The organism is Priestia sp. D51 (assembly GCF_053345675.1).
Genome location: NZ_JBLTIR010000003.1, coordinates 729375 through 751111, shown reverse-complemented (window position 1 = coordinate 751111; position 21737 = coordinate 729375). Strand labels below are relative to the sequence as shown.

Sequence of the window (21737 nt, the reverse complement as noted above, 5' to 3'; positions counted from 1 at the left end):
GTGTATGTCCTCCTCACGAAATAAAGAAGAAAGCGTGGTTGCCCACGCTTCCAACTTGTCCATATGATACGTTTAAGGATTCAGTATCCCAATCGCTAAAACCTATTAATTCAGCAAAGAAAAAGCGCAAAATGATCGTTTTTCTTATTCTTCGTTTAATTGACGCAATTCTTGCTTGATTTCTGTTTTAGACTTTGTTTTTTCGTCAATTTCTTTAATAACGCGTGCTGGCGTACCTGCTACTACTGTGTAAGGCGCTACATCTTCGACCACAATTGCACCTGCAGCAACTACGGCACCTTTACCTACTGTTACCCCTTCAAGAACAACAGCATTAGCACCAATTACTACATCATCTTCTACTACAACTGGTTTTGCAGAAGGTGGCTCAATAACACCAGCTAATACAGAACCTGCGCCGATATGACAATTTTTACCTACTGTTGCACGACCACCAAGTACTACGTTCATGTCGATCATTGTTCCTTCACCGATTACAGAACCGATGTTAATCGATGCACCCATCATAATAACAGCGTTGTCGCCGATTTCAACTTGATCGCGAATAATAGCGCCTGGCTCGATACGAGCTTTAATTCCTTTCATATCTAATAAAGGAATCGCAGAGTTGCGGCGATCGTTTTCAATTACGTAGTCTTCAATTTTTCCTTCGTTTGCTTCAATAGCAGCTTTGATTTCTTTCCATTCACCAAATACTACACCTGTGTTGCCCGTTACGAATGTTTTAGAAGATGAACCAAAGTCAATTCCTTCTACTTCACCTTTTACGTAAACTTTTACCGGTGTTGATTTTGTACTGTTTTGAATAAATGAGATAATCTCATTAGCATCCATCATTTTCATTATGTATTCCTCCTAAGTAAGCAATGTCTCATTTAATGTAACAAAATGCTTTCACAATGACAAGCATCATTATCGTTTTAATAAAAAGATAACGATTGCAAATAAAAAAAGCGAGCACCTGAGCTCGCTTTAGACCGTTTCTCTTACGTATTCACGTACAATATCAACAAATGCTCGAACTTGCTTCAGTTTAAACGCTGATTCATATCCAACTAAAGAAGTGTCTCGTGTAATTGGCTCGCCATTTGCTTTTAGAAGCGGCGTCCGATGAATATGGCTTCCAGCTTCTTTGATAGCAATCGATGGTAAAATAGCGAAACCAAGACCATTTAAAGCCATTTGTTTACACGTCTCAATCTGATCCACTACAATCGTACGCTTCGGTGTAGTATGAAACTCTCGATGCCACCATTCTAAAATTTCTTGATAATACGTTGAGTCACTTTTAAATTGAATAAATGGTCGATGAGTATTTACTACTTCCGCTGCCCTTTCAATTTCTGAATCAACTAGGTAAAGAGGATCTGTAAACAAATGTTCTTTGACGCCTTTCCAATCGGGATTTCCGCGTATGATTCCAATATGTACCTCATCTTCGTACAGGTAGCGAAGCATTTCACTGCTCCAGCCGGTTACAAGAGAGATTTTAGCATGTGGGTAACGATCCATATAGCGTTTTAACACCGCCGGCAGCCAGTGCTGTCCAATAATCGAAGCCACCGCTAATTTGAGTGTACCATATACTTCATTATCTAAATGATGCAAGTCCTCGCGAACCCGATCTTCTTTTTCTACTACTTCTTTTGCAAATTGAACAATCTTTTCTCCAGCAGGCGTTAATGACAGTCCTTTTTGCGAACGAATGAAGATTTGTGTATCCCATGCTTTTTCAATGGTTTGCAGCCTCTGTGATAAAGCTGGTTGCGATACAAATAATCTCTCTGCAGCTTTTCTCATATTTAATTCTTGAGCTAATACAACGAGCATTCGACATTCTATTAATTGCATTCAGTTATTCCTTTCAAGCCTCTTTTTACTTTCATTTTACCTTTATCATATAAGAAAAAAACGGAGAAAGATAGGCTGAAACACGATTTCTTAAAAAAATTATTGAAATGACTCTTTCGGGAGAATGATGGACTGCCTTCTTAATGACTTTAACAAATTTCTTCGCGTTAAAATCCCTTCAAAAATACCATCTTCATTCTCTACGCACAAAAAAGGATGGTTAATCATGGCATTTATGACTTTTAATACGGATTTTTTCATGGAGACACGAGGAACATTTTGATTCATAACTTCTTCTACTTTCATGGTTTCTAATCTTTCAAATTCAATGCGCTTTAACCCTAAAATCGAATCTAAAATAAGCGTCATGCTCACGAACCCCTGCAGCTGAAACCTTGGATTTAATACGGGAATGGACGTATAGCCAGTCTTTGTTAACACAAGCAAAGCATGTTCTAAATTATTTCCCACTTGAACATGAGCAACTTTATCAGAAGTGACAAGCAAATCTCGAAGTTCAATTTGATTTAACTGATTGTGATCAATATCAATCATTTATACATTCTCCTTCCATTTCTCATAACTTCCACGTGTGTAAAGAGAAAAAGAACAAGCTACAAAATGAAAATAGCTTGCTTACGTAAATGCGAACCTTTAAGAGGGAATAGAAGCAGACACACTCGATGTTCTCCCTTATATGTTAAGTCTAGATTTTTTTAAAACAAGTGTCAACGAAAGTTCATAATTATCTGAATTTTTTATTTTGCTTTTTTTACAGCATTCGACCCTTTCCTTCCATTTATCAGAAAATCCGCTATCACTTTGTCGGTATTTCCCGGGAAAATAGGACAGAAGCCACCGCAAAAACTCCATACGCAGTAACAAAAAAATGCCGCAAAGTATAAAATCCTTTGCGGCATTCGTTTTGCTTTATCCCTTAATGAATAAGTTCAAAAATTTCAATTGCAATCATATCAACGTTATCAAATTGATAAACAGCTGGCTTTTCACCATCTTGATATACTTCAAGTTCGTATGTTTCAGTTTTTGCATGATATTTCACGCTGCAAATTCTTTTTCCCTCTACTTCGAAGAAGCGTTGTGGCGCTTCACTTCCACTTGCTTGCTCACGGAGATTCACAAGACGAGTTAAAATACCTTGTAATTGTGACATATAATCTCTCCTTTCACCTATTACATCATTACGCATTCGACTTTTCTACAATATCAATTCAAATAAGTACTTTATCTAAACTAATACTTAAAAGACACCATTTCACTATATGCCACATACTAAAAAAACACAAGTACTTTACGTGATTTTTCATAAGAAAATGCCTTATTATAGCGATATATGTCGTTTTTTATTATAATAACATAGCGATATACTATGTATCATCCAAAACTTCATTCTACTTTAACACCATTCATTTTGATATAGGGAGGTGCTTTCATTGAGATCTATAGAGCTGTACACACAACCAGCTTGCCCACCTTGCGAAATTGTTAAACAGTTTTTACAGCATCACCACGTTTCCTATAAAGAATTTGACGTATCTAAAGATGCTTCTGCTCGAAAACGAATGACTACTGAGTTAGAGTCTTATTCCACTCCGACTATTCGTGTTAATCAGGAAATTATCAGAGGGTTTGACCTTCAAGCGCTTGAGAAGCTTCTGAACATTGGGTAACAGAAACACTCAAAATAAGCTTTTCTCGGCTATTTTGAGTGTTTCTTACTATATATAAGCTTTTGTACCTTCCATTTCCCCTGTTTTTTTACTAAAGTGATCATTTCATAATGATCTTGGTATTTTACTCGTTCATTATGCACAGCCGGAAAAAATTGATAGACATAAGCTTTGTTTTGGTCGGAATGAAGAGCTACCTTCGTCTGTTCATCGAAAGAAAAGAAAGGGATGTAGTGTGTTAAATATTCAGGTCCCTCTCCGACATATCCTTGAGCTTTTTGTAAGAGAGCCTCATTAAAAAATACGGATGCATACTCATCATCTAAAAATAATTTCAGCTCACGAGCAGCATCTTGATTAGCATGGGCAGACGCAGCTCTTAGCTGAGCCTGATAAGCGTCCTGCAAATTTATAAAGATTTCATGCCTAATCTCTCCTGACACTTCTGCATAAACAGATTTTCCTGAGTACAAGATCATCATCAAAAAGACAAGTAAGCATATTTTCTTCAAATTAACTCAGCTCCTTCGCTTCTTTTTTATTAGAATTCCGAAATTTCCCCTGCCTATGCATATCTCTATAACCGACTGTCGTTCCCCTCTAAAAAAACATAAAAAACCGGCAACCACTTTTGCTGATTGCCGGTTTAACTTCAACTTATATATTCTCTACAAAACGTCTCTTTCATATAAAAAAGAATATGAAATATCAAGGAATATATAGTGCATATTATCAATCGGATACGAAAAAGTCCGGATATTCTCACCTGTTTCAATATCATTATACAAATCTGATAATATGCCTTTTTTTTCATAGCTCATTCGAATAATATTCTCAAGAAAATATGGGCGCCAGCTCCAATTTTTCTTTACATATTCAGGCTCAAGAATCCAATCCTCGTTTTTCTTTACATAGTTAGAAGACTTTTGAAATCCATTTTCATCGCAGATGTAAAGGCGAAAACACACGTTGGATAGTTCTTCTGCAATAACAGGCAGCATATCGTCATACGTTTCTAGCTTTCTGCACTTTGTCATTACCTGCTGCATTTTATCTTGAAAGCGTTCCGTCAGCTGGTAAACAGCAAGCAGCTTTTTCTTTTCATGAGCGATATACATTTCGAAACGTTCCTTTAGTTTATCCTTTAAGATGTTCGGATCGACAAGTTCAGCAGCCGGCTTATGTAAATAATAACCTTGAAAATATCTGCCTCCGTTTCTCCATGCATACTGCAGCTGATAGGAGGCTTCTATATCTTCATATAGAAGCGTAGCACCCATTTTTCTTGCTAAAAGAGATAAAGAATACAATACGTCTTGATACGACTGCGCCATGTCCGTTTGTCTTAGAATATGTAAATCTACTTTTAAGATATCTGGTGACAGCAACCCAATTCTGTCTAGATTACTACTTTCTTTTCCTATATTATCAATTGCAATCTTAATACCATATGTTTGATAATACTTTAGTAAGTGTTGAAGCGATTCCAAATCTCCACTAAAATTGTGTTCTGTAATTTCGAGAACAATTCGATCAAGCGATAATCCTTTATTTTCGAAAAGTTGCAATAATTCTAGCAAGGATTCTCCATGATCGTTCATTAATAAATTAGGGTTCTGATTAATAAAAATTAAAAATTGTTCTTCCTGGGTCAACATATGCTCGAGCGCTTGTGTTAAAACAGCATAATCAACTTCTATGCGATATTCATCCGGAATCGCATCATCATGAAAGAATGGGCCGAGACTTTCAATTTCCCCTTCATTTTGAAACCTCGCCAACACTTCATAGCCAATTACTCTATGTCCATCTGCACTAAAAATTGCTTGATAATACGGAAGAGTTTTCTCCATGTTTGTTAATACATCTAACGGGTCCACTCAACTCTCCCCTCTCCTTGTTCACTTTACGTTAGTATAATACGAATAGCATAATTTTGCTAGTCCTTCTAGGTTTGCTTTGTACTTTTTAGTGCGTATCCAACCTTAAAAAGGATGCTGATTTAGCCACTGTCCCCCGTCCATTGTGATGCATTCCCCATTGATATAAGATGCTTCATCGGAGAATAAGAAACTAGCTAATCCTGCTATTTCCTCAGGAGTTCCAAGGCGTCCTAATGGTACAGAATTCAATGTACGCGCTTTCATTTTTTCTGACTCAAATAACTTATCGGCTCCTCCTGTTCGCTCGATCGGCCCCGGCGCAATCGCATTCACCCGTATACCGTATTTCTTTCCCCACTCTACTGCGAGCGTGCGCGTCATGGTTAAAACTCCTGACTTGGCACAAGCTGAATGAATAACACCTGCTCCTGCGTTCCACGCATATGTAGCCACAATGTTTGTAATGGCTCCTTTTGTACCTTTATCGATCCAATATTTCCCTACTGCGGAACTGCAATAAAATGTACCATTTAATACAATATTAATTACGCTGTTCCATCCGTTAACGGATAAGTCTTCAGCTGCACATATAAAATTTCCTGCAGCATTATTAACTAAAAAATCAATTTGTCCAAATGCCTTGTCTGTTTCTTGAACCATTCGTTCCACATCTTCTGGATTGCGTACATCCATTACCACGGAAAGTACCTGTCCATCAAACGTTTTAATTTCCTTTTCTGTCTCTTGTAATCGATCGGCTGACCTACCTGTGATTACCACATGAGCACCTTGTTCTGCAAATCGCTTCGCCATATGTTTTCCCATTCCGCTTGAACCGCCAGTAACAATTACGACCTTGTTCTTCAATTTATCTTCCTCCCCAAAACATAAGTGTTTTACAACTATTATTTTACTATTTTTTCTGAATAAAGTGAAACTTTTATCTATTTAACTTAAAAGCAGACTTCTCGTTGTGATGATAAAAAAAACAATGCTATAATGAAAACTTGAAAACTATAAGGAATAGGTTGATTTTGCATGAAAAAGACGTATACAAGACGATCTTTTTTGAAAGGACTAGCGTCTATTTCGTTAGGGTCTTTGCTCACCACGTCTTTTGGGTATACATATGCCAAATATATTGAGCCTAGACGTCTGCAAATTGTTCGTCATACAATTACTTCTAAAAACATTCCGAAAAGCTTTAACGGAATAAAAATTTTACAATTTAGTGATATTCACCTTGGACTCTCTTATGATTTATTACAACTAGAACAGCTTATGGTAACCATAAATAATTTGAAGCCTACTATTATATTATTTACTGGAGATTTAATGGATGTACCTAATGAATACCCGCATCCAGAAAGAATTCCCCCGATTTTACAGAGGCTTCAGGCTCCTCTTGGAAAATACGCAATATATGGAAACCATGATCATGGAGGGTATGGAACAAATATCTACAAACAAGCCATTGAAGACGCAGGATTTAGACTTCTAGTAAATGAAGTTGACACGGTTTCCATGCCCGATAAAAGCTACATTCATATTTGTGGACTCGATGATATTATGCTTGGGAATCCACAATATGAGGGAACGCTAGGACAATTACAGCCGGATATCTTTTCTATTGCTATGATTCATGAACCTGACGTTGCTGTCAAAGCAGCTCCTTTTCCAGTGGATCTTCAGCTCTCCGGCCACAGTCATGGAGGCCAAATTCAAATTCCTTTTTACGGTCCTTTGATTACACCGCCCTTTGGGACGGTTTACCCTGAAGGAATGTACGAAGTTGGAGATTCTAAAATGAAGCTTTATGTGAATAGAGGCTTAGGAACCACGCGCATTCCTTTTCGCTTTTTAGCTACGCCTGAAATTACGCTTTTCACCTTGCAATCAACATAAAAACGCCCTTACAGGGCGTTTTTATGTTTTTTTGTCTTTTTTTAGCTGATCATGACCGCCTAATTCTAGTCTTAAAGAAATAAACCAGGCTCAAAAACTTCCGTTCAGCCATACACTACAAAGACAACTGACAAGGAGGTTAAATTATGTACTATCAATATCCCTATACAGGATATCGTAATATTCCAAATGGTGACGAGCGCTTTTTTGGATTTCCTTTTGTTGCTGGCTTAGCTGGTGGGCTGCTTGGCGGACTAGCTGTTGGCGGCTTTGGAGGCAGACCTGGGTGCTGTCCACCACCTTATCCTTATCCCGTTCCGTTTTATGGCGGTGGATTTCCTGGAGGAGGCTACCCTGGTGCCGGCTTTGGAGGCGTTGGATTTTCTGGAGGAGGCTACCCTGGTGCCGGTTATGGAGGCGGTGCTCCTGTTTATAACACATACTACGGACCTGGATACGGTCCTGGTGGTCCCATTCCTAGATAATAACATGACTAAAAAGCCGAGCACTCGGCTTTTTTTATGTTATTCTTGATCGTCGCAAAGAGCGTATTGACAAAAGATCTCTTGACTATTGATAGAGAGCTCATTTTCTTTTTTTATGACGTAATGATAATTCCCTTCTTGATCTTGTTCTCGTGCTTTTACATTATCAGCAAGCATAACTTCAAGCCACTTCCACACTTTTTTTTTCAAATGTGTATCCAAGACAGGAAATAAAATTTCTACTCGTTTCACCATATTTCTTGTCATCATATCTGCAGATGAAAAGAAAAACTTTTCCTGTTTATTATGATGAAAATAATAGATTCGGCTATGCTCTAAAAATCGTCCGACAATGCTTCTTACTCTGATATTCTCGCTAACGCCTTGAATTTGAGGGCGCAAGCAGCACGCTCCTCTAACAATGAGTTCGATTGTCACACCCGCTATAGAAGCTTCATATAGCTTCATAATTAAAATTTTATCCGTCAATGAGTTCATTTTCCCAATGATTCTTCCATTGCCATACCGTCTGTGATACTGTATTTCCTGATCAATGAGATGCAAAAAATCGTTTCTTATATCAAATGGTGCAACGGATAAATGATGATATACTGGTTTTTGCGTATAGCCACTTAAGTAATTAAAAAAATTGGCCGCATCTATCCCGATGTTTTGGTTGACAGTAAAAAGACTTATATCCGTATAGATCTTTGCCGTCGCATCGTTGTAATTCCCAGTACCAAGATGAACAAATCGCTTAATATGCTCTCCTTCTCTTCTCACCACGAGCGTAATTTTACCATGCGTTTTTAAATGCGTCATTCCATATATCACGTGGCATCCTGCCCGCTCTAACTCTTTAGCCCATTGCACATTATTCTCTTCATCAAACCTTGCTTTTAGTTCAACTAGTACCGTCACTTGTTTACCTTTTGCAGCCGCTCGTTTTAATGCTTTAATAACGGGAGAATCTCCGCTTACCCTATATAACGTTTGCTTAATAGCAAGCACATTTTCATCGTCTGCTGCACAGTTAACAAAGTCAAGCACCGGCTTAAACGATTCATAAGGATGGTGAAGCAAAATGTCTCTTTGAATCATTTGGTCGAAAACATTTTGATCCGGGTGTAACTGTGTTGTAACCTTAGGAATAAAGGCTTTTTCAGCCAGCTCTTCATGGGTAGATTTAAGTAATCTATAAAACGAAAATAAACTGGTTAAATCCAACTGTTCTTTGATCTCATACACATCTTCATCGTCAATTTCAAGGACTGACTTTAAATACGCTAGTACACCCTGATCGTATGGACTCTTAATCTCAAGCCGAACAGCCGCTCCCCATTTTCGCTTCTGCAACTCTTCTTCAATCCCTTTTAATAAATCTTGAGCGTCTTCTTCGTGAATAGTCATATCTGCGTTCCGGGTAATTCGAAATTGAGAAACGGAAGAAACGCAGTATCCCTTAAACAACTTTTTAATAAAATAGGCAATCACATCCTCTAGCAACACAAATAGACGGGTAGAATCTGACGTAGCTATTTCAATATAGCGCGTTAGCATCGAAGGTACTTGAACGATAGCTAGTCTTCCTTTTATCTCGGCAATTTGCTGCTCATCATTTAACTTTTCTGAAAGGACAACTGCTAAGTTCAAGCTTTTATTCATCAACATAGGAAACGGCCGGTATGTATCAATAGCCATAGGAGTTAATACGGGAAAGATTTGCTCGTCAAAATACTGTTCAAGCTTATCTAGATTTGATTTCTCCAGCTTTTCAACCGAAATGATTTCCACACCGTATTTCTGTAATTCGGGCAGAAGTGTGTGAATATACGTATCATACTGCTGCTTGACTAGGTCGTGGTTTTGTTTGGAGATAGAGAATAGCTGCTGTGTAGGAGTTAAGCCTGCTTTGTTTTCGGGTTTGTTAAATCCAGCCTTCACCTGATCTTTTAACCCCGCTACCCGAATCATAAAAAACTCATCCAGATTCGAACTGAAAATCCCTAGAAATTTAAATCGCTCAAGCAAAGGGTTTTTCGTATCTACAGCTTCTTCCAGCACCCGCTTGTTAAAGGCCAGCCAGCTCAATTCACGATTATTGTAATAAGCTGAATCAGCCACTTGTATGGTTTGCTTATAAGCGCGATTACTTTCTAACATTAGCCTCACCTTCCAGGATAATGAATTTAATCTAGTTAGCTATACTGAATATTCTAACCGATCCAGCGTTATTCTAAAGCTTAGTAAATTCAAGAACAATATTTTTTTTTACTACTTTTTCTAGATGCTTTTTCTGTTTTTCAGCCTGATATTGTTCAGGAAGAAAGGTTTTTGTACATAATAGTTTAATCGTCACTGTGTTTTCATCGCTTTTCACATCAATATGTTGAACAACATTTCGCTTTGTTGCATGTAAGCCATCAGCTATTTTTAAAAGTGCACCGAGCAGCTGAACTTTTTTTTGTTCGTCTTTTGTTAACCACTTTTTAAAAGGAGCAACATATTGCCTAAAAGAAGACTTCCCTTTATATGAAGAAACAAGTGCCAGCTTTAAACGTTCTCTATGTGAAATTCCATCTATTGTACGATTAGCAAGCACATAAAACGTATGCTGGCTGCTTGATTCTGCATCAATATACTTTCCTATATCATACACTTGCGCAGCTTTTATAAGAAGCGCTAAGTCATCCTCTTTTAACTCAACCGGTCCCTGCTCCCTAAGATGCTGAAACATCATACTAGCTGTGCGCGTAAGCTGTTTGACGTAATCTTTACTTACTTCAAACTCTTCCATTATTTCTTGAAAACTTTGCTGTATGACATCGGGGTACATTGGCTGGATATTAGCATCAGATGCTTCTTTAAATAACACCCCTTCTCTCAAGCCTTTGCGGCTTAGGATGAAGCGAGTCGCGTTCACTGTTTCATATATTGATTGAAATACTTCAATCGCTGGCAAAATTGTATCTGCACGATCGTTTGACAAGCGGTCTAGCTTTTGAAGATTGTGATAAGACAATGAGCCTATAGCAGATTTCACATGCAATATATCAGCTAAATTCATTTCATATTGATGCAGCCCCGCGAGAGGATAGTGGATAAAACCTTGATGCAGTTGCACCATACTTCTTGCACTTCCTCCAATTGCTACAATCGGCACATGACGATTTAAAAGCCAAGGGACAGCATGGAAATGCCGGATCACGAAATTCCGGATTTTCGCTTTTTCTTCTGCAGTGGGAATATTGCCTTTGACGAACTGCAGACGTAGAGATAAGGCACCGAATGGAAAGCTGTGGTACTGCACTAACTCTCGATTGCGAAAATACGTAACTTCCGTACTCCCCCCGCCAATGTCAATTGTAATGGCTTCTTCGATCGAAGTGGAATGAATAACTGCAACAAAGCCGTAATACGCTTCTTCATATTCAGACAATAGTTGAATAGAAAAGCCCGTTTCTTTTTTTACAAGGGCTAGAACTTCTTTTGCATTAGTCGCTTGACGGATGGTAGCTGTGGCCACACAGGTAACGCGCAGCAGCTGATAATGCTTGGTAATAACTCCAAACGTTTTAAGCGTATCAAGCAAGGTATGTATTCCTTTAGCCGTTAACACGCCTTCTTTATCTAAATAATTTCGAATCCGTGCAGCTACTTTCACGTTTTCAATTTGCTTAAACCCTCTGCCTTTTTTGTATTCATAAATAACAAGGCGTATTGTATTTGAACCTATATCAATCAGTCCATGCTTATAAGTCAATGTAATTTCAACACCTTTTTCAAAATAACTTTAAAAAGTCACTTTTACTTTTTTCAATCGTATACTGTTACAGCATAGTCATATATCAAAGGAGCGAAGTTAATGAGATATATAGTAAAGCGCGGTGAAACCTGGCAAAGCGTTTCAGGTGACTACCGGATTCCGGTTGAAGACCTGTGGATGGCTAATCCTTTTGTAAGCCATCATGCGCTGAAGCCTGGGCAAGTAATCATCATTCCAAACCTCCCCGATAAAGAGCTCATTCCTTACACGATCCACGTGTTTATTGCTGAAAAACAGCTTGAATTACGAAGAAATAATATCATACAAAAAGTCTATCCCATTGCAGCAGGAAAAATGCTGAGCGCAACGCCTACTGGAGACTTTGTTATCGTTAACCGGGAACCAAACCCCGGGGGGCCTTTTGGTACAATGTGGCTAAGCTTGTCTAAAAAGTCATATGGCATTCACGGAACAAATGATCCAAGTTCTATTGGAAAAGCCGTATCCAAAGGATGCATTCGTATGTATAATGCCCAAGTAAATGAGCTAGCTCAAATTTTGCCAAATGGTACTGGTGTTTATATTCGACCCTCTCGACGAATGGCTCAATAGTTCGGGATTTACTAATCAATGATTGTTTAACTGTGCGAGCAGCATTTTTTAAAAATAGAAAGTATGGCGTGCTGTTCCACTTTACTTGTATAAGGAAGCGTAACAAAACAAACCCTATACATAGGAAATTTCATTAATTACCAAAATACTTCTTCGTGTAATTATTTTCAAATGGGACAAGACACGCTATAATGAACGTATCAGCTTTCACCTTATAGGTTGAACAGCTGATATGATAGAAAGGGAGTGAACGTATGTCTCAAGCAAATGGACAAGGCTCTTTGACCCCGTCTGTATCTGAGATTGCACAAGCTATTTTCACTGTAAATCGTCACGCAAAAGCTGCTCCTGATCCTAAGCAGTTATATACGTTAAAGAAAATTGCATTAGATCAACTAATTTTAGAAGGAAAAGCAAAAAAAGAAGGACTTCACTTTTCGCCAAACCCTGGTAAAAGTCAGCAAAAATCAGATGTACTTGTATCAGTTGGAGACTACTTTTTCCATATGCCTCCAAAGAAAGAAGACTTCAAAGAGTTATCACACCTCGGCCATTTAAACCATCAGTATCGAAATCCCAAAACGACTATGTCATTATCTTATGCGAAGCGCTTATTATCTAAATATACGGGTCATCTCGTACAGCCGGCTAAAAGCCCTGTTTCGACTCCAAGAAAACGGCAAGCACCTGTGTTTAAACCGCTGGGTAAAAGTTATTTTTAAAAAAAGTGCCTGAAGTGGAGCAATCTGCTTTCAGGCACTTTTTTGTCTTCCTACAAAATATAGAGATCAATCAACTCAACAAGCTCTCCGATTTCCGGCTTACTTACTTGTCCTTCCGCTCCTACCATTTTTCCCTTGTGACGTAAATCTTCTGTGATAAGAGAAGAGAAAATAATAACTGGAAGGATAGAAAGCTGAGGATTTTCTTTCACTTTTTTAGTTAAATGATGGCCATCCATTTGCGGCATTTCTATATCTGTAATAAGCAGCTGGACTTGATCACTGATTTCCACTCCTTCATCGATCACTGAGCTTAGATAGTTCCATGCTTCCTCACCGTTCTCGAAAAATTCCGTGTTCTCATAACCTGCTTGTGCAAGAGTATCTTCAATCATTCGGCGCAACAGCGGCGAGTCTTCAGCCACGACAATCTTTTTATTAGAACGTTCTCTAGCCCCTAGCTTTTTTATTTTCGACTGATTAATACCCGCATCAGGGTTCACATCAGAAATCAACTTTTCGAAGTCTAACAGCAGAAGCATTTGCCCGTTTAATTTTACCACTCCAGTAATCTGCGTTTCCAAACCTTGATACAAATCTGAAGGCTTCTCAATTTCTTTCCAAGAAATACGGTGAATTTGCGTTACTGCGTGTGTGTGAAAGACTATTTTTTGCTGATTGAACTCTGTGACGATTAACTTATCTTTTTCCGGCGTATTTGAAGGTTCCATTTTTAACGCTTTTGCTATGTCAACGACAGGAAGAACTTCTCCTCTTAGCTCTATAATACCTTCTATGTAAGAATGCGCATTTGGAACAGGTGTAATAGATACAGGATTAATAATCTCTCTAACTTTTACTACATTGATGCCAAATAAAACATTTCCTATCTCAAATTCGACAATTTCCAGTTCGTTTGTACCACTTTCTAACAGTATTCCTTTATCTTGATTCATATCACTTACTCCTCTCATCTCACCCGCTTATCTAATAGTCCATATTTCCTATTATAGTGACCGCCTCTTATATCCGTAAAGAAAAATTTTCTTATTTTATTATCCTTTTTCCCTAAAACATATACATAAAATATTGTTTTACGAATTAACAGAATATTATATACTATATAAAAACATGAGCGTTGATCCCTTTCGCCTTATCCTCTGCTCAGTTTTTTACTTGCTCTACTTTACTTCTCTATACTAGCTTATGAACTTGAGTCAAACGACCACTCCTATTCAAATGAGGTGTAATTTATGAACAGAGGATTACAAAAAGAAGAAACAAAAAAACGCATTCAAAAAGCAGCTATCTCTTTATTCCAACAGCAGGGATATCAAAAAACGACTGTGTCTCAAATTACGCATGAAGCGGGTGTAGCAAAGGGAACATTTTTTAATTACTTCAAAACAAAAGAAGAAGTTCTTCACTACCTTGGAATTAATTTCACAAACCGTATCTCCTATAAATTAGAACAGCTCCTTCAAACCGAAGAATCAACTGCTGCCATTGTTAAACAACTGTTTTTATTACTAGCACAATCAAACGAAGAAGCGAACCCTCACCTAATCCGTTCTTGGTTTCATATTGCTATTACCAACAGTTCCTTTCAACAATCTGAAATTCTTCAAATTGAAAAAATGCGCGCTCATTTTACAAAAGTTTTTCAAACAGGACAAGACCGAGGTGAACTTATAGTCGATATCCCTGCCGAAGAAATGGCTTCTATTGCTATACTTAATTTTTTTGGCACCCTTCTCTACTGGTGTACTAACCAACCCGACTCTGCTACCCTTCAAGAAAGAATAGACAAGTCGGTTACTCTTCTATTTAGAGGGTTTCTTATTCATTCCTAAAAGCCTGTTCACAAATTTTTAACAAGAAATCGAAGATAGCTGTGGACTCTACAGCCAAAACGGTTTATACTACACAAAGTGAATGAATAATCTTAAAAGAAGGTGTTCGTAATATGAAAGGCTCCGTCATTCTTTTTAATGACGATAATGAAATGACCATTATTGAAAACGTAGAAGAAGCTGTATATCAAGATATTAAAGAACAAGAAGGCTCTGATCACTGCGTTGTCACATTGGACGATCATGAAGTTGATTTTGGCTACGTTTCCCCCGTTTATTGGCGTGAAGGCCAAATACACACTGACTAATATACAAGACCTGCATATATATGCAGGTCTTTTTATGCACTTATTTTTTTGAACCTAGAATTGAACGTGAAGCAAGGAACCTCTGATTTCCTAACACATACCTTAGCACATTCGCAGTTAAAAACAGGGTTAACAACTATATAGAAAGGGTACATTTCAAGTAATAGAAGCTGCGTTTTATTTTAAAAAAGGAGGTTTATGTTATGAGTTCTTATCGAAAAAATATGAATCACTATCCTCACTCATCTCAGTACACACCTTACCAACACTATTACGCAAAAGAAGCTGATCGCATTTTAACGGCTATGAGTACAAACTTTAATAAACAGCATTTGAAATCTCTTATCGACGATGCGTTAGATAACAGAGATGAAGAACAATTTTATGAACTAACAACTGCTTATAATAAGCTATATAACACCTAACTTAAAACCACTATTTGCAAAATGCGCAAATAGTGGTTTTTTACCTATTTTCATTGTGATAAAATGAGTTGAAAATACGCGGAAGGATTTGAAACCATGGAGCACTTAATCAATAAACGTGTCAAAGAAATTGAACTATCAGGAATACGTACATTTTATAATATGGTCTCACAATACCAAGATGTTTTATCCCTCACAATTGGACAACCTGACTTCTTAACACCACAGCATGTAAAAGAAGCGGCAAAATCTGCAATTGATGGTAACCAAACTTCTTATACCCACAATGCTGGAACAATCGAACTGCGCGAGGCAGCAGCTCAATTTGTCAAAGAAAAATATGACTTGCACTATAACCCAGCGGATGAAGTGATTGTGACCATTGGAGCTAGTCAAGCAATTGATATTGCTCTTCGCACCATTTTAGAAGAAGATTCCGAAGTTATCTTGCCTGGACCTGTTTATCCAGGATACGAACCGCTTATCCGGTTAAACGGCGCTAAACCTGTACATATTGATACAACCGAAACAGGATTTCGACTAACTGCGGATTTAATCGAACAACATTTGACCTCTAAAACAAGATGCGTCATCTTACCTTATCCGTCTAATCCTACAGGCGTGACGTTGTCACAGCAAGAATTAAAAGAAATTTCTGCTCTTTTAAGCGATAAAAATATTTTTGTACTATCTGATGAAATATACAGCGAGCTCGTTTTTGATAAAAAACATCAGTCCATTGCCTCCATTTCATCTATGAGAGAGAAAACAATTGTTATTAACGGAGTATCAAAGTCTCACTCCATGACGGGCTGGCGAATTGGTCTTTTATTTGCTCCTTCTTATTTAGCCAAACATATTTTGAAAGTTCATCAATACAACGTGAGCTGTGCTTCTTCTGTCTCTCAAGCAGCTGCACTCGAGGCACTGACAGCAGGTAAAAACGATGCGGTGGATATGAAAAAAGAATACGAACAAAGACTGAATTATGTGTATGACCGACTAGTAAACATGGGATTTGACGTAGAAAAGCCGACTGGTGCTTTTTATATCTTCCCTTCTATCCAGAACTTCCACAGTAATTCATTTGATTTTGCCCTGGAGTTAGTCAAAGAAGCGGGTGTTGCACTAGTACCCGGCAGCGCTTTTTCTTCCCACGGTGAAGGATATGTACGCCTGTCGTATGCGTATTCCATGAACACGCTGCGTGAAGCCTGTGATCGAATTGAAGCTTATCTTATTACATCTCGTCAATCACGTTAAACCAGTGGTAAGAAGTGTATGCATTTTTTTGTGAGTGATAGCACATAAGAGCGGGTATACTAGAAGCATATAAATTGACTTCAATAGTGTATCATTATAAAATGTGCATCGATTCACTAAAGAAATACATACTTTTAACGGAGGTTTTTATTATGACAAAAGATTTTTTTGATGTGGTAAATGAACGTACATCGATTCGAGAATATGACTCTTCAGCTAAATTAAGCAAAGAAGAATTAACGGAACTTTTAGAAGCAACAGTGAAGTCACCATCAGCTTGGAACTTACAGCACTGGCATTTCGTTGTTATTACAGACCAAGATGCGAAAGAACGTCTACTTCCAATTGCTTACAACCAAAAACAAATTACAGAAGCAGGCGCTGTAGTAGCTGTGTTAGGTGATTTAGAAGCCAATAAAAATGTAGATGACGTGTACAACCCACTAGTCGAAGCAGGTCACATGACAGAAGACGTAAAAAACATTTTGTCAGGACAAATTAACGGCGCTTATAAAAACGGTGCTTTCGCCCGCGATGCCGCGTTTACAAATGCTTCGCTTGCATCTATGACATTCATGCTTGCAGCAAAAGCAAAAGGATATGACACATGTTCAATGGGCGGATTTAACGCACAAAAATTTGTAGAAGAGTTTAAAATTGAGGATCGATACATTCCAGTTATGCTTATTTCAGTTGGAAAAGCAGCTAAAGAAGCACATGCTAGCGATCGTTTACCATTAGATCAAGTTACAACTTGGATTTAACAAAAAACCCTGCAGCTGCAGGGTTTTTCTATGTAACTAAATGGATTTCACCATGCCTCCGTCGATTAGAAACGACTGGCCTGTCATATATGAATTCGCTCCCGAAACAAAGAAAGCAACGGCTTTAGCAAACTCTTCAGGCTGACCGTAGCGCTTAAGAGGAATTTGGTTTCTCATCTCTTCTTCAACTTCTAAAACGTCTACTCCCATTTTTTCAGCACGAATGGTATCTAGCTCTTTCACTCGGTCTGTTGCAATTCTTCCTGGCGCAACCGTGTTAATTAAGATACCGTCCTCTGCTAGTTCTGAAGCAAGTGTTTTCGTAAGTCCCACGATTCCTGTACGGAAGGTATTTGACAGAATAAGTCCAGCAATTGGCTCTTTAATGGAAGAAGAAGCAATATTGACAATACGTCCTCCGCTCTTTTTCATAAAGGGCACTACCTCACGAATAATACGAATATAGCTGAGGAGATTTAACTCAAATGCCTGCTTCCAATCATCATCTGTTAACGAAAGGAAATTCCCAGCTTTAGGACCTCCTGTATTATTAATTAAAATATCAATAGTTGCAAACGTATCTACTGTATATTGAATAACATCTTGAATGTCCTCTGTTTTTGTAACGTCTGCCGTTTTATGTAACACTTGTCCGCTTCCAAGGTATGAAATCTCTTCTGCTACTTGGGCTAGTTTCTCTTCTGAACGACTTGCAATCATAACGTTTGCGCCTTCTTCTGCGAGTCTAGCAGCAATCGCTTTGCCAAGCCCTTGGCTGGCTGCAAATACAAGCGCTGTTTTTCCTTTTAATTCAACATCCATTTCTTTCACCTCATCTAATAGTTCGAATCTTTTTAACTTTATCACGTTCTCGTCAAATTCTTCAATAAATATGAAATAATTTCTTTTTTCCATATGGTATAATTATCTGAAAATTATTTCTTAAAGGAGGCAAAAAAGCAGTGTATAAAAAGCAATGCTTTGTCTTTCATCAAAATAAGCCTGTAATATGTACGGTACGATCATATACATCGAATGATTTTGATGAGTTGATTCGGATTCAAGAAGAAAGTTTTCCCCCTCCTTTCCCTTCTGAATTATTATGGAGTAAAGATCAGTTAAATAACCATGTTTCCCTTTTTCCGGATGGAGCGCTATGTGTGGAGATAGACGGGACAATATGCGGATCTATCACAAGCGCGATTGTTTCAGTGGAAGGAAATGCGGCTCACACATGGGATGAAGTAACAGGAAGCGGATATATTCATACGCACGACCCTTCTGGTAATACGCTTTATGTAGTGGACGTGTGCGTCACTCCTTCGCATCGATCAATGGGGCTTGGGAAGCTGCTGTTGCAGTCTTTATATGAAGTGGTGATTCATTACAAGTTAGAAAGGCTGCTCGGCGGGTGCCGCATCCCTGGATACGCACCAGTGTCTTCCTTGTACACGCCCGTTGAATATATGAACCTTGTATCAGCCGGAACTCTCTACGACCCCGTTATGACCTTTTTGATGCGCTGTGGCAGAACGCCTATTGGCCTCGCAGCAAACTATATTGAAGATGAAGATTCACACAACTACGCCGTACTAATGGAATGGAAAAATCCATTTTATACGTCTATTCAAAAAGAGGCTGGGACAAAAGCATTTTAGCCCAAGTGAAAAACGAACCATTAATCAACATGTTTGATTAGTGGTTCGTTTTTTTGTGATGGTGAATATAGTTTTATCTGTCTCGTTCCTTCTAGCAGTTGATTGGATTCATTACGTTATGTCTCAACTTCTTTTTAGATTATTGAACTTCTTCAATGCTCCACTCCAGTTCTTTATGAGTCAGAACAAGATGCGCCTGCAATTTACTCATCTCTTTGTGCTCAAACCGATCATTATACATTTCATTCATATCGTCAAAATCACCGATTGTATACAAAGGAATTTTAATATCTTTACGGGATTGAACCATATGTTCAAAATCAATAAACAAACCGTCATTCGTTAAAGTAAGAAGCGTATTTGCTAACACGAGCGGCAAAATCGGATATTCTAACTTCTTCCTTCTAAATACAAATCTTTTTTGCTTAATTGCTGACATTTTTAACGGAATGATTCGACTTAAAATGTGCTTCATATCATACACGTCTCGAAAATAGATTTTGTTATAAAATCCATCATCGTGAGCTAAATAAACAAATTGATTACCGAGTTTATTATTAAATGGCGAATTGAGCGGTTTTTTTAAATGACCTAAATACAGCAGCGCTGCAATATCTTGAGGTTCTAACAAATCCAACGAAGATATATCCTCAAAATCAATCCAACAAAAATCGCCATAATTATAAACATCATCCTCTGCTAAAAGATGAATTTGTTCTTCTTCTACATAGTCCATATGGGTTTGGTAATGGTAATCACTGTCTTCAAAACCGTGCTTTAACAATAATATATTTGCAAGCGGCGTAGGAAGGGAATGATAAAACTCTTTAAATTCAATTCCATATGTAATAAAGCATTTTTTATTTACATGGCCATTAATATAAACGATATCTCTTATTTCATCTGCTTTACTCAACCGTTCTAACCACCTTATTGATTGATTCTGTGATCGATATGTAACCGTTCTACTGATTTATATATTATACTTCTAAAATAAACAATGTGTAAATATATATTGTTAGTAATTTCTTTTGTATTCACTCCCCCTTCTACTGATCATTTTATTGGATAGAACAGAAAGGTATAGAGCTGATCGTGAATGTGGTAGAATGTGTGTATCTTATTAATTAGCATGTATGAACACGGAGGTATACAAAATGGATGTTCGCCATTTGCATTACTTAACAGAAGTGGCTAAACATAAAAATTTCACAAGAGCTTCTGAAGCGCTGCATATTTCTCAACCTTCTCTCAGTAAAATGGTTAAATCATTAGAAGAAGAGCTCGGCACACCTTTGTTTGATCGCGCTGGCAAACAAGTGCAGCTTACCGATGCAGGAATAATTGTGTACGAGCAAGCTGAAAGCATTTTATCTTCTCTCCGAGATTTATCGGATTCCCTCTATGATTTAATGCATTTAAAAAGAGGAACCATCAAAATAGGCATTCCCCCTATTATTGGTACATTGTTTTTTCCTACTATTATTAAAGCATTTCGAGAGCAATACCCTGAGATTGATATTCAATTAGTGGAATATGGCGCTAAAAGAATGCAAAAGTTTGTGGAACAAGGAGAAGTGGACGTAGGGGTAGTTTTACTTCCAGTTGATGAAAATATGTTCTTTACGACTCCTTTAGCTCGAGAAACGCTGCAGCTTGTTGTGCATAAATCTCATCCGTTGGCTCAGCATTCTACGATTTCATTAAAAGAGTTAAAAGACGAAACGCTTATTTCCTTTCATGAAGACTTCACCATGCATGAAATGGTCTATAACGAATGTTTAAAAAATGGATTTACGCCTAATATTGCTTTTAAAAGCTCTCAGTGGGACTTCATTGGAGAGCTGGTAGCTGCTAATCTCGGCATTGCTCTTTTCCCTTATTCATTATGTGAAAAGCTTGATTTGGAGCATATGAAAGTAATTAATCTCGAGAATGCTATTCCATGGGAAATTGCTTTAATCGTTAAAAAAGATCGATATATCTCTTATGCTACGCAGGCTTTTATTGATTATATTAAAAGTACAGTTTAACAAAGCTGAGACAAAAGTAGTTTAATTAAAAATCCGAACGAGCCTGATTCTTGATGGGGAATCAAACTCGTTCGGATTTTTTTCATGGCGGTGTAACAAGTCATTCATACTAAATCATTTATCCCATTGGTTCGTCTTTAGATTGAATGGATGTAGGCATGTCACAATTTCTTTTTTTGATTGCCTTTTATTAAATAATTACACCTTATATTTCACAAACGCTTTTTTGAAAAGGTTACCAACGCATTTGTAAAGAGATTTCTTGCGACTATAACTAAAAAGAATAGTTATCATAGTTATTATATATTTCATATTATAGTCGTTTTTTTGTAAGATAAGTGTGTAGCATTCATTTACTTAAGTTGTATCCCCATTTGCAAAATCCAAATAGTTTCTCTTTTCCCATGATGGAGTCGTCTTTTCAGCATAGACGACTCCATTATTGTCTCAACAAACTAGGAATGAATGAATGAATAAAAACATAAATAAAGGAGGCT

24 protein-coding genes are annotated in these 21737 nt (G+C 37.7%); 12 read left to right on the top strand and 12 right to left on the bottom strand.

All coding sequences use genetic code 11. The features are described from left to right. Window positions 1-144: 144 nt before the first annotated feature. From dapD to ACNHOZ_RS15630, 4 genes are all read right to left on the bottom strand, one after another. Window positions 145-864, bottom strand: a complete 720-nt coding sequence (dapD, locus tag ACNHOZ_RS15645; RefSeq protein ID WP_013082280.1) for a 2,3,4,5-tetrahydropyridine-2,6-dicarboxylate N-acetyltransferase — start codon at window positions 862-864, stop codon at window positions 145-147. Window positions 865-993: 129 nt separating this feature from the next. Beyond that, window positions 994-1872 (bottom strand): LysR family transcriptional regulator, encoded by an 879-nt coding sequence (locus ACNHOZ_RS15640; protein ID WP_013056037.1) that lies wholly within the window; start codon window positions 1870-1872, stop codon window positions 994-996. Window positions 1873-1971: 99 nt separating this feature from the next. Continuing rightward, entirely contained in the window at window positions 1972-2427 is a 456-nt protein-coding gene (cbpB, locus tag ACNHOZ_RS15635) for a cyclic-di-AMP-binding protein CbpB (protein ID WP_013056036.1), read from the bottom strand. A gap of 382 nt (window positions 2428-2809) precedes the next feature. Next, on the bottom strand, window positions 2810-3046 hold the full coding sequence (locus tag ACNHOZ_RS15630) for a YkuJ family protein (protein WP_013056035.1): 237 nt from the start codon (window positions 3044-3046) through the stop codon (window positions 2810-2812). Window positions 3047-3326: 280 nt separating this feature from the next. Between ACNHOZ_RS15630 and ACNHOZ_RS15625 the strand changes: the two genes are divergently transcribed. Next, window positions 3327-3563, top strand: a complete 237-nt coding sequence (locus ACNHOZ_RS15625; protein ID WP_425205121.1) for a glutaredoxin domain-containing protein — start codon at window positions 3327-3329, stop codon at window positions 3561-3563. Between the two features lie 29 nt (window positions 3564-3592). Here the strand turns inward: ACNHOZ_RS15625 and ACNHOZ_RS15620 are convergent, their stop codons facing one another. From ACNHOZ_RS15620 to fadH, 3 genes are all read right to left on the bottom strand, one after another. Beyond that, window positions 3593-4075 (bottom strand): DUF3993 domain-containing protein, encoded by a 483-nt coding sequence (locus tag ACNHOZ_RS15620; protein WP_048020016.1) that lies wholly within the window; start codon window positions 4073-4075, stop codon window positions 3593-3595. Between the two features lie 156 nt (window positions 4076-4231). Continuing rightward, window positions 4232-5416: an EAL-associated domain-containing protein gene (locus tag ACNHOZ_RS15615; RefSeq protein WP_447697248.1), complete on the bottom strand. Its 1185-nt coding sequence runs from the start codon at window positions 5414-5416 to the stop codon at window positions 4232-4234. 132 nt (window positions 5417-5548) lie between these two features. Continuing rightward, window positions 5549-6313: a 2,4-dienoyl-CoA reductase gene (gene fadH, locus ACNHOZ_RS15610; RefSeq protein ID WP_028414119.1), complete on the bottom strand. Its 765-nt coding sequence runs from the start codon at window positions 6311-6313 to the stop codon at window positions 5549-5551. 171 nt (window positions 6314-6484) lie between these two features. Here fadH and ACNHOZ_RS15605 point away from each other — a divergent pair, with 171 nt between their 5' ends. Then, window positions 6485-7351 (top strand): metallophosphoesterase, encoded by an 867-nt coding sequence (locus tag ACNHOZ_RS15605; RefSeq protein WP_013082275.1) that lies wholly within the window; start codon window positions 6485-6487, stop codon window positions 7349-7351. A gap of 146 nt (window positions 7352-7497) precedes the next feature. Further along, on the top strand, window positions 7498-7836 hold the full coding sequence (locus ACNHOZ_RS15600) for a hypothetical protein (protein WP_014461015.1): 339 nt from the start codon (window positions 7498-7500) through the stop codon (window positions 7834-7836). Window positions 7837-7875: 39 nt separating this feature from the next. On the opposite strand, the gene ACNHOZ_RS15595 is transcribed toward ACNHOZ_RS15600, so the two are convergent. Together ACNHOZ_RS15595 and ACNHOZ_RS15590 are read right to left on the bottom strand one after the other, a co-directional pair. Further along, window positions 7876-9999 carry an RNA degradosome polyphosphate kinase gene (locus ACNHOZ_RS15595; protein WP_310884265.1) on the bottom strand — a complete coding sequence of 708 codons (2124 nt, stop codon included), beginning with the start codon at window positions 9997-9999 and terminating at the stop codon, window positions 7876-7878. 73 nt (window positions 10000-10072) lie between these two features. Beyond that, window positions 10073-11599 (bottom strand): Ppx/GppA family phosphatase, encoded by a 1527-nt coding sequence (locus ACNHOZ_RS15590; protein WP_243495636.1) that lies wholly within the window; start codon window positions 11597-11599, stop codon window positions 10073-10075. Window positions 11600-11701: 102 nt separating this feature from the next. Here ACNHOZ_RS15590 and ACNHOZ_RS15585 point away from each other — a divergent pair, with 102 nt between their 5' ends. Both ACNHOZ_RS15585 and ACNHOZ_RS15580 read left to right on the top strand, forming a co-directional pair. Then, window positions 11702-12214 (top strand): L,D-transpeptidase family protein, encoded by a 513-nt coding sequence (locus ACNHOZ_RS15585; RefSeq protein WP_063247558.1) that lies wholly within the window; start codon window positions 11702-11704, stop codon window positions 12212-12214. A 254-nt stretch (window positions 12215-12468) separates the two neighbouring features. Further along, a complete protein-coding gene (locus tag ACNHOZ_RS15580) occupies window positions 12469-12936 on the top strand; it encodes a YkyB family protein (protein ID WP_013056025.1) in 468 nt (155 codons plus the stop codon). 50 nt (window positions 12937-12986) lie between these two features. Here ACNHOZ_RS15580 and ACNHOZ_RS15575 read toward each other — a convergent pair whose 3' ends face one another. Beyond that, on the bottom strand, window positions 12987-13892 hold the full coding sequence (locus tag ACNHOZ_RS15575) for a chemotaxis protein (RefSeq protein ID WP_048020021.1): 906 nt from the start codon (window positions 13890-13892) through the stop codon (window positions 12987-12989). A gap of 297 nt (window positions 13893-14189) precedes the next feature. On the opposite strand from ACNHOZ_RS15575, the gene ACNHOZ_RS15570 reads away from it, so the two are divergent. The 5 genes from ACNHOZ_RS15570 (at window position 14190) to ACNHOZ_RS15550 (ending at window position 17549) form a co-directional block, all read left to right on the top strand. Next, the gene (locus ACNHOZ_RS15570) at window positions 14190-14789 is read left to right on the top strand and encodes a TetR/AcrR family transcriptional regulator (RefSeq protein ID WP_013082269.1); all 600 of its coding nucleotides are present in this window, start codon (window positions 14190-14192) and stop codon (window positions 14787-14789) included. Window positions 14790-14902: 113 nt separating this feature from the next. Further along, a complete protein-coding gene (locus tag ACNHOZ_RS15565) occupies window positions 14903-15097 on the top strand; it encodes a hypothetical protein (RefSeq protein WP_013056022.1) in 195 nt (64 codons plus the stop codon). 203 nt (window positions 15098-15300) lie between these two features. Beyond that, the gene (locus ACNHOZ_RS15560) at window positions 15301-15522 is read left to right on the top strand and encodes an IDEAL domain-containing protein (RefSeq protein WP_028414125.1); all 222 of its coding nucleotides are present in this window, start codon (window positions 15301-15303) and stop codon (window positions 15520-15522) included. A 96-nt stretch (window positions 15523-15618) separates the two neighbouring features. After that, window positions 15619-16785: an aminotransferase A gene (locus ACNHOZ_RS15555; protein ID WP_048020022.1), complete on the top strand. Its 1167-nt coding sequence runs from the start codon at window positions 15619-15621 to the stop codon at window positions 16783-16785. A 152-nt stretch (window positions 16786-16937) separates the two neighbouring features. Continuing rightward, on the top strand, window positions 16938-17549 hold the full coding sequence (locus ACNHOZ_RS15550; RefSeq protein ID WP_014461024.1) for a nitroreductase family protein: 612 nt from the start codon (window positions 16938-16940) through the stop codon (window positions 17547-17549). Between the two features lie 36 nt (window positions 17550-17585). Here the strand turns inward: ACNHOZ_RS15550 and ACNHOZ_RS15545 are convergent, their stop codons facing one another. Further along, window positions 17586-18371 (bottom strand): SDR family oxidoreductase, encoded by a 786-nt coding sequence (locus ACNHOZ_RS15545; protein WP_048020023.1) that lies wholly within the window; start codon window positions 18369-18371, stop codon window positions 17586-17588. Between the two features lie 140 nt (window positions 18372-18511). Between ACNHOZ_RS15545 and ACNHOZ_RS15540 the strand changes: the two genes are divergently transcribed. After that, entirely contained in the window at window positions 18512-19207 is a 696-nt protein-coding gene (locus ACNHOZ_RS15540) for a GNAT family N-acetyltransferase (RefSeq protein ID WP_033578397.1), read from the top strand. A 139-nt stretch (window positions 19208-19346) separates the two neighbouring features. On the opposite strand, the gene ACNHOZ_RS15535 is transcribed toward ACNHOZ_RS15540, so the two are convergent. Continuing rightward, window positions 19347-20123 (bottom strand): hypothetical protein, encoded by a 777-nt coding sequence (locus ACNHOZ_RS15535; RefSeq protein WP_033578396.1) that lies wholly within the window; start codon window positions 20121-20123, stop codon window positions 19347-19349. 241 nt (window positions 20124-20364) lie between these two features. On the opposite strand from ACNHOZ_RS15535, the gene ACNHOZ_RS15530 reads away from it, so the two are divergent. Beyond that, window positions 20365-21240 carry a LysR family transcriptional regulator gene (locus ACNHOZ_RS15530; RefSeq protein WP_033578395.1) on the top strand — a complete coding sequence of 292 codons (876 nt, stop codon included), beginning with the start codon at window positions 20365-20367 and terminating at the stop codon, window positions 21238-21240. Window positions 21241-21737: the final 497 nt, after the last annotated feature.

Excerpts from the sequence above, each read along its gene's own strand:
- dapD (WP_013082280.1), bottom strand. The coding sequence starts at position 864 with ATGAAAATGATGGATGCTAATGAGATTATCTCATTTATTCAAAACAGT.
- cbpB (WP_013056036.1), bottom strand. The coding sequence starts at position 2,427 with ATGATTGATATTGATCACAATCAGTTAAATCAAATTGAACTTCGAGAT.
- ACNHOZ_RS15555 (WP_048020022.1), top strand. The coding sequence starts at position 15,619 with ATGGAGCACTTAATCAATAAACGTGTCAAAGAAATTGAACTATCAGGA.
- ACNHOZ_RS15580 (WP_013056025.1), top strand. The coding sequence starts at position 12,469 with ATGTCTCAAGCAAATGGACAAGGCTCTTTGACCCCGTCTGTATCTGAG.
- ACNHOZ_RS15565 (WP_013056022.1), top strand. The coding sequence starts at position 14,903 with ATGAAAGGCTCCGTCATTCTTTTTAATGACGATAATGAAATGACCATT.
- ACNHOZ_RS15575 (WP_048020021.1), bottom strand. The coding sequence starts at position 13,892 with ATGAATCAAGATAAAGGAATACTGTTAGAAAGTGGTACAAACGAACTG.
- ACNHOZ_RS15570 (WP_013082269.1), top strand. The coding sequence starts at position 14,190 with ATGAACAGAGGATTACAAAAAGAAGAAACAAAAAAACGCATTCAAAAA.
- ACNHOZ_RS15560 (WP_028414125.1), top strand. The coding sequence starts at position 15,301 with ATGAGTTCTTATCGAAAAAATATGAATCACTATCCTCACTCATCTCAG.
- ACNHOZ_RS15550 (WP_014461024.1), top strand. The coding sequence starts at position 16,938 with ATGACAAAAGATTTTTTTGATGTGGTAAATGAACGTACATCGATTCGA.
- ACNHOZ_RS15630 (WP_013056035.1), bottom strand. The coding sequence starts at position 3,046 with ATGTCACAATTACAAGGTATTTTAACTCGTCTTGTGAATCTCCGTGAG.
- ACNHOZ_RS15545 (WP_048020023.1), bottom strand. The coding sequence starts at position 18,371 with ATGGATGTTGAATTAAAAGGAAAAACAGCGCTTGTATTTGCAGCCAGC.
- ACNHOZ_RS15600 (WP_014461015.1), top strand. The coding sequence starts at position 7,498 with ATGTACTATCAATATCCCTATACAGGATATCGTAATATTCCAAATGGT.
- ACNHOZ_RS15605 (WP_013082275.1), top strand. The coding sequence starts at position 6,485 with ATGAAAAAGACGTATACAAGACGATCTTTTTTGAAAGGACTAGCGTCT.
- ACNHOZ_RS15530 (WP_033578395.1), top strand. The coding sequence starts at position 20,365 with ATGGATGTTCGCCATTTGCATTACTTAACAGAAGTGGCTAAACATAAA.
- ACNHOZ_RS15640 (WP_013056037.1), bottom strand. The coding sequence starts at position 1,872 with ATGCAATTAATAGAATGTCGAATGCTCGTTGTATTAGCTCAAGAATTA.
- ACNHOZ_RS15615 (WP_447697248.1), bottom strand. The coding sequence starts at position 5,416 with ATGGAGAAAACTCTTCCGTATTATCAAGCAATTTTTAGTGCAGATGGA.
- ACNHOZ_RS15585 (WP_063247558.1), top strand. The coding sequence starts at position 11,702 with ATGAGATATATAGTAAAGCGCGGTGAAACCTGGCAAAGCGTTTCAGGT.
- ACNHOZ_RS15595 (WP_310884265.1), bottom strand. The coding sequence starts at position 9,999 with ATGTTAGAAAGTAATCGCGCTTATAAGCAAACCATACAAGTGGCTGAT.